Consider the following 6,855-nt stretch of genomic DNA (forward strand, 5'->3'; position numbering starts at 1 on the left):
ATCCACGGACGGTCTCCCTTGATGAGATCTGCAACGACCTCATTCTGGCACATCACGATGCCGTCGGGGGCCGTCCACCCCAACACATACGAAAAGTACGCTCCGCTCCGGTTCTCGGTACAGCCACTCTCAGCTCGGCCTGACCTGAATCTCAACACAGCCTGCGTCGGTGCTTGCAAAGCCTACCAGTCGCTCAGCTTCGTATCCGGCCCGTATTCCTGGCCGTCAATATCCTTCACCACCGACTGGCCACAGCGCATCGATTTGGTTTTCTTGTCGTAGGCGTAAGTCGGCGAGCCGTAGAGGTGCCAGCCCTTGTTCAGCGCCGCGGTGACCTTGTGGCAAAAGGTTGAATCGTCGGGCGCGGATAAAAAGCGGTAAAGTCTCATGGTTCAAGTCCTGTCCTGAGGTTGTCTTGTCGGGCGGGATCTTTTTCGAAGCCGGCTTCGGTAATCATGCGCCGATGGCGGCGGCCTTCGCCAGCAGTTTTTCGGCCTGCACCAGATGCAGCCGTTCGACCATCCTGCCGTTCAGCGCAATCACGCCCTTGCCGGCATTTTCCGGCAAGGCGAAGGCATCTTTCACCGCGCGCGCCTCGGCCAGGGCATCGGGCGCCGGTGCAAAGGCGCGGTTGGCGGCTTCGATCTGGGCCGGGTGGATCAGCGTCTTGCCGTCGAACCCCATGGCGGCGGCTTCCGTGCACTCGCGCGCAAAAGCATCGAGGTCGCGAAAATCGTTGGAGACGCCGTCCAGCATGTCGATGCCGCCGGCGCGGGCAGCCAGCACCATTTGCATCAGCCATGGTACGAGGTAGCGCCGGTCGGGTGTGGCCAGAATGCCGGTCTCCTTGACCAGATCGTTCGTTCCGGTAACGAAACAATTGAGGCGCGAGGCCGGATCGCGGCCGAGTTCGGCAATGGCGCCGATGTTGAGCATGGCCTTGGGCGTCTCGATCATCGCCCAGAGTTTGACGCTATCGGGGGCAAAATTATCGTCGAGCACGTCGCCGACTTCGAGGATGTCGCGCGGCGTGGCAACCTTGGACAGCAAGATGCCGTCGGGCTCGAATTTCGCCGCGGCCAGCAAATCATCGTTGCCCCATTCGCTGGACAGCGCGTTGACGCGCACGATCATCTCGCAGCGCCGCTTCGGCCGGCTGGCGAAAATAGCCGCCAGTTTTTCACGCGCCGCGACCTTGTCGGCGGGAGCAACGGCGTCTTCGAGGTCGATGATCACGGCATCGCAGGTAAGCGTCGCGATCTTGGCCAGCGCCTTGTCGTTGGAGGCGGGGACGTAGAGTACAGAGCGGCGCGGGCGGTAGGGTTCCATGCTCGATCTATGCCGGCTACAGGCGGGTGAGGCAAGGGTGCGGCTGGTGATTGCCCGAAGTCGGCGCTGCCCCTCATCCCCCTGCCGGGACCTTCTCCCCGTGAACGGGGAGAAGGGGGCTGGTTCCTGCACGAAAACTGCACGTTTCTGCGGAAAACCTCCTCCGCTGTGCCCTGCCGTATCCATGCGCAGCCACCACAAAGGGCGGCATGCAACAGCGAAACATCCACCGTTGGTCCCTGCCCTACCGGCTGCGCAGCGAAAGCTGGTGGTTGGTCGATCCGCCGCGGCCGGAGGCCCGCCATCGCCCGGAGGCAAGCCTGCTCCCTTTTATCCCCAGGCATCCGCCCGTCGGCCGGATCCAGCCCACCAGGAAAGTCCGCGCATGACATCGTTCGTCAGCTTTTGCAGCCGCTTCGGCATTGCCGTCCTGCTCGTCGCGCTGGCGGATTTTTTCTTCTACGACCAGCCCATCGGCATCACCGTCCTTTTGTTCGCCATCGTGACGGCCGGCGCGGTTGTCGCCGTGCATCCCGCTGCCCTCAATTCCCCCATGCCGTGGCTCAAGCCGGCCTGCCTGTTGGTCGCGCTGCTGCCGCTGGCTGAAAATGTCAGCGCGCTGTCGGTCTCGGTCGCGCTCGTGGCCATGGTGGTGTTTGCATTGTCGCTGGCCGGGCGGTTGCAACACCGCATCGCCCGCATTGCCGTCCAGATCGCGCTGTTCCTGCTGGCGGTGCCACTGCGGTTCATCCGGGATTTCATCCGCTGGCGCAAGACGGCGCGTCGCTTCGGCCGGCGCCGGATCCGGTTCGCGTCCATCGCGGTCTGGGTGATGCCGCTGACGCTGGGCGCCGTCTTCCTCACGCTGTTCGGCGCCGCCAATCCGGTCATCGACTACTGGCTGTCGCTGATCGACCTGATGAAGCTCCTCGATCTCATCCAGCTGGCGCGGATTGCCTTCTGGCTGATCGTGCTCGCCTGCGTCTGGGCCTTGCTGCGGCCACGTCTGCCGCGCTTCCGGCGTCTTATCCCGCGGCCGAGGCAGAACCTTGCCGGCGCCCAGCCGGCGGCCAAACCGGAGCGGCATGTCGTCGAGGATATCGTCTTCGGCAAAGGCGCCATCTTGCGCGCGCTGATCGTCTTCAACGCGCTGTTTGCGCTGCAGACCGGGCTCGACGCCGCCTATCTCTGGGGTGGCGTCGCCCTTCCCGATGGCATGAGCTATGCCGCCTATGCGCATCGCGGTGCCTATCCGCTGATCGCCACCGCGCTGCTCGCCGCCGGCTTCGTGCTGGCGGCGCTGCGGCCGGGCAGCGAAACATCAAGCGATCCGCTGATCCGCCGGCTGGTCTATGCCTGGGTGGCGCAGAACATCGTGCTGGTCATCTCGTCAATCCTGCGGCTCGATCTCTATATCGGCGTCTATGCGCTAACCTACTGGCGCATCGCCGCTTTCGTCTGGATGGGGCTGGTGGCATCAGGGCTTGCGCTGATCATCGCCCGCATCGCGCTCGGAAAATCCAACGAATGGCTGTTCTCGGCCAATCTTCTGACGCTATCGGCGACGCTTTATGCCTGCTGCTTCATCAACTTCGCCGCAATGATCGCCAACTTCAATGTCGACCACTCGCTTGAAATGTCTGGCTCCGGCACCCCGCTCGATGCCGAGTATCTGCGCTCATTCGGCGCCGTCGCCCTGCCGGCACTGGACCGCTATTACATGCATCAGACCGGACATCTGACCACCTGGGTGGTCGACCTGCAGACGGCCGACGACTATATCGCCGAACAGAAGAAGTGGCGCGCCTGGAGCTTTCGCGCCTGGAGGCTCGTGCAGGTTCTCGACAAAAGAGGCCCGCTCGTGCTTCCTCCACCTCGGCAACCTACCCAACCCTCGCAACCTTCAGTGCCGGACCGCTAGATTCATGCCGCATCAGATCCTGGTCGCCGACGACGATCCGCACATACGCGAGATCATCTGCTTTGCACTGGAAAAGGCTGGCATGAAGACACAGGCCGTGTCTGACGGCGCGGCCGCCCTGCAGGCGATCGAACGCCGCGAGCCCGATCTCGTCGTGCTCGACATCGGCATGCCTGAGATGGACGGGCTGGAGGTCTGCCGGCGGCTCAGGCAACGCTCGGACGTGCCGGTGCTGTTCCTGTCGGCGCGTGACGAGGAAATCGACCGCATCCTCGGGCTCGAAATGGGCGGCGACGACTATGTGACGAAGCCGTTCAGCCCGCGCGAACTGGTGGCGCGTGTCAATGTCATTTTGCGCCGCGCCCGCGCCGTGCCGGAGCCGGCCGACGACAGGGCCTTTGCGCATGGCAAGCTCAGCCTGACACCGGCCAGCCATGGCGCCAGTTTCGACGGCAAGGCACTGGCGCTGACGGCGATCGAATTCTCGATCCTGAAAGGCTTCCTGGCACGGCCGGCGCATGTGCTGGGACGTGACCTGGTGGTGGCCAGCGCCTATGCCGCCAACATCCATGTCGCCGACCGTACTGTCGACAGCCATATCCGCAACATCCGCGCCAAGCTGGCGGCGGCGGGCTGTCTCGACGCCATCGAGACCGTGCATGGGGTCGGCTTCCGGCTCGGCCGATGCGGCGCCTGAGCGACGCCAAATGGATCGGCACCAAATGGCGGCCAAGGCTGGCCACGGTGGTTCTCGCCATCCTCATCATGGTGCTGGCGCTGCCGCTGGTCGGCCTGTTCTTCTTTCGGCTTTATGAAAACCAGCTGATCCGCCAGACCGAGGGCGAGCTGATCGCGCAAGGCGCCGTCATTGCCGCCATCTATGCGCAGGATGTGCGCGACGCCGGCATTTCCCCGGACAAGCTTGGCGGGCCGGTTGAGGCTGAGAACGACGATGCCAGCCGCGGCGACGATTCGCCTTACCAGCCGATCGAGCCCAGCCTCGATCTCGCCTCCGACTATTTGCTGCCGACCCGGCCCGCCGGCATCGCCGCCGCCACCGATCCGGCCTTTGCGGCGATCGGCGCGCGGTTGTCGGGCATTCTCGACACGACGCAAAAGACCACGCTCGCCGGCTTCCGGCTGCTCGATCCCAAGGGCATCGTCATTGCCGGGCGCGATGAGGTCGGCCTGTCGCTCAGCGGTGTCGAGGAGGTGCGCGAGGCGCTTGCCGGCCACTACGCCAGCGTGCTCAGGCAACGCATTCCCGACCAGCCACCGCCGCCGCTGTATTCGGTCAGCCGCGGCACCAAAGTCCGCGTCTTCGTTGCCATGCCGATTGCAGTCGATGGCCGGGTCGCCGGCGTGATCTATCTGTCGCGGACGCCGAACAACATCGTCAAACACCTCTATGGCGAGCGCGGCAAGGTGACGCTGGCGGCCATCGCCATGCTTTGCGGTACGCTGCTGATCGCGCTGGTCTTCCTGCGCACCGTCAGCCGGCCGATCTACGCGCTGATGGAGCGAACAAGGCGCATTGCCGCTGGTGACCGTGATGCGATCCGGCCGCTCGACCACCACGGCACGCGCGAAATGGCCGAACTGTCCGCCGCCTTCCTCGACATGGCCGAAAAGCTGCAGGCGCGCTCCGACAGCATCCAGACTTTCGCCACCCATGTCTCGCACGAGCTCAAATCGCCGCTGACGGCGATCCAGGGCGCGGCCGAGCTGTTGCGCGATTCCGGCGAGGCGATGGATGCGGACGAGCGCAAGCGGTTTTCCGGCAACATCGTCACCGATGCCGGCCGGCTCAACCTGTTGGTTCGCCGCCTGCTCGACCTGGCGCGCGCCGAAAACCTGGCGCCGAGCGGCGAAAGCACATCGCTCGATGCAGCGCTGGCGCTGCTGCCGGTGGATGGCAGGCTGGCGGTCAACGTCGAGGCGGGTGGCGCGATAGGTCTGCGCATCTCGGCCGAGAATGCGGCGATCGTCCTTGCCAACCTGATCGACAATTCGGCGAGGCATGGCGCCACGCAGGTCTTGCTGGCGGCAGCCGGCGCCGATGGCAAGGCAACCATTACGGTCAGCGACGACGGCGCCGGCATTTCGCCGAGCAACCGGGCACGCATCTTCGAACCGTTCTTCACCACGCGGCGCGAATCCGGCGGCACCGGCATGGGCCTCGGCATCGTGCTGGCCCTCCTGAAAGCGCATGATGGCACGATCGCGCTGGTTGACTCCGGGCGCGGCACGCGCTTCGAGGTTTCCTTGCCGGCCGCGTAAGGCCAGCGGATTGGAGAACAAGAGTGCGCTACGACATCGTCATCATCGGCGGAGCCATCGTCGGCTCCTCGGTCGCCTATTATCTGCGCGAAGAAGGCTTTTCCGGCTCGATCGCGCTGGTCGAGCGCGATCCGCAATTCGCCCATGCGGCGACGACGCTGTCCATGGCCTCGATCCGTCAGCAATTCTCGATCCCGGAAAACATCCGCCTGTCGCAGTTCACGCTAAAACTGTTCCGGCGGCTGAAGGAGACTTTCGGCACTGACGCCGATATCGGTTTCCGCGAGGGCGGCTATCTGATCCTGGCCGGCGAGGCCGGGCTGCCGATCCTGAAGGCCAACCACGAAGCGCAGGTTGCCGAGGGCGCCGACATTCTGCTCGAGGACGCCGACCAGCTGGCAAAGCGCTTTTCCTGGCTGTCGACGGAAGGCATCAGCGCCGGCGCCTTCGGCCGCACCGGCGAGGGCTGGTTCGACGCGCATGCCATGCTGACGTTGTTCCGCAAGGCGTTGCGCGACAAGAAGGTCGATTTCATCGCCGCCGATGTTACCGGTATCGAGCGGCAGGGTGGCCGCGTCACCGGCGTGACGCTCGACAATGGCGAAAAACTCGAGGCCGGCATCGTCGTCAACGCCGCCGGTCCAAACGCCGGCAAAGTCGCGGCTCTTGCCGGGCTCACGCTGCCCGTCGAGCCGCGCAAGCGCAACGTCTTTGTGTTCGAGGCGCGCGAAAAATATACCGACATGCCACTGCTGGTCGACCCTTCAGGCATCTATGTCAGGCCGGAAGGCTCTGTCTATCTCACCGGCGGCGCCGAGCCGGAAGAGGGCGACGGCCCGGCCGACCCCAGGGATTTCGATGTCGATTGGCCGCTGTTCGAAGAGGTGATCTGGCCGGTGCTGGCGACGCGCATCCCCGCCTTCGAAGCGATCAAGGCGACACGCGCCTGGGCCGGCCATTACGACTACAATACGCTCGACCAGAACGCGGTGATCGGACCGCACCCGGAAGTCGGCAATTTCATTTTCGCCAACGGATTTTCCGGCCATGGCCTGCAGCAGGCGCCGGCCGTCGGCAAGGCGCTGGCCGAACTGATCGTCCATGGCGGCTACCGGACGGTGGATTGCTCGGCGTTTGGGTATCAACGGGTGGCCGAGGGCAGGGCGTTTCGGGAATTGAATGTGATTTGAGCGGCCCTTTTTCCTTCTCCCCTTGTGGGAGAAGGTGTCGCCGAAGGCGACGGATGAGCAACCGTGTTTCAGATTGAAGCTGGGCTCCAGGGTTTGTTGTCTCGGACCATGGCGTTGAGGGTTGTGATGAGCTTT

6 protein-coding genes are annotated in these 6,855 nt (G+C 64.4%); 4 read left to right on the forward strand and 2 right to left on the reverse strand.

The window, feature by feature from the left end:
• Window positions 1–182 precede the first annotated feature (182 nt).
• Both JQK88_RS34990 and JQK88_RS34995 read right to left on the reverse strand, forming a co-directional pair.
• Window positions 183–389 carry a DUF1737 domain-containing protein gene (locus JQK88_RS34990; RefSeq protein WP_023699283.1) on the reverse strand — a complete coding sequence of 69 codons (207 nt, stop codon included), beginning with the start codon at window positions 387–389 and terminating at the stop codon, window positions 183–185.
• 64 nt (window positions 390–453) lie between these two features.
• Window positions 454–1,329, reverse strand: a complete 876-nt coding sequence (locus JQK88_RS34995; RefSeq protein WP_192258549.1) for an HpcH/HpaI aldolase/citrate lyase family protein — start codon at window positions 1,327–1,329, stop codon at window positions 454–456.
• Between the two features lie 385 nt (window positions 1,330–1,714).
• Here JQK88_RS34995 and JQK88_RS35000 point away from each other — a divergent pair, with 385 nt between their 5' ends.
• From JQK88_RS35000 to JQK88_RS35015, 4 genes are read left to right on the forward strand one after another with little or no spacing between them, the layout of a single operon-like run.
• Window positions 1,715–3,250 (forward strand): DUF4153 domain-containing protein, encoded by a 1,536-nt coding sequence (locus JQK88_RS35000; protein WP_203281119.1) that lies wholly within the window; start codon window positions 1,715–1,717, stop codon window positions 3,248–3,250.
• A gap of 4 nt (window positions 3,251–3,254) precedes the next feature.
• On the forward strand, window positions 3,255–3,947 hold the full coding sequence (locus JQK88_RS35005; RefSeq protein WP_112560153.1) for a response regulator transcription factor: 693 nt from the start codon (window positions 3,255–3,257) through the stop codon (window positions 3,945–3,947).
• Window positions 3,935–5,530: an ATP-binding protein gene (locus tag JQK88_RS35010; protein ID WP_203281121.1), complete on the forward strand. Its 1,596-nt coding sequence runs from the start codon at window positions 3,935–3,937 to the stop codon at window positions 5,528–5,530. The genes JQK88_RS35005 and JQK88_RS35010 overlap by 13 nt, the downstream gene beginning before the upstream one ends.
• 23 nt (window positions 5,531–5,553) lie before the next feature.
• The gene (locus tag JQK88_RS35015) at window positions 5,554–6,720 is read left to right on the forward strand and encodes an NAD(P)/FAD-dependent oxidoreductase (RefSeq protein WP_203281123.1); all 1,167 of its coding nucleotides are present in this window, start codon (window positions 5,554–5,556) and stop codon (window positions 6,718–6,720) included.
• The last annotated feature ends 135 nt before the right edge of the window (window positions 6,721–6,855 follow it).

It is taken from the genome of Mesorhizobium caraganae, assembly GCF_016836705.1.
In the GTDB taxonomy this organism is placed as follows: Bacteria; Pseudomonadota; Alphaproteobacteria; order Rhizobiales; family Rhizobiaceae; genus Mesorhizobium; species Mesorhizobium caraganae.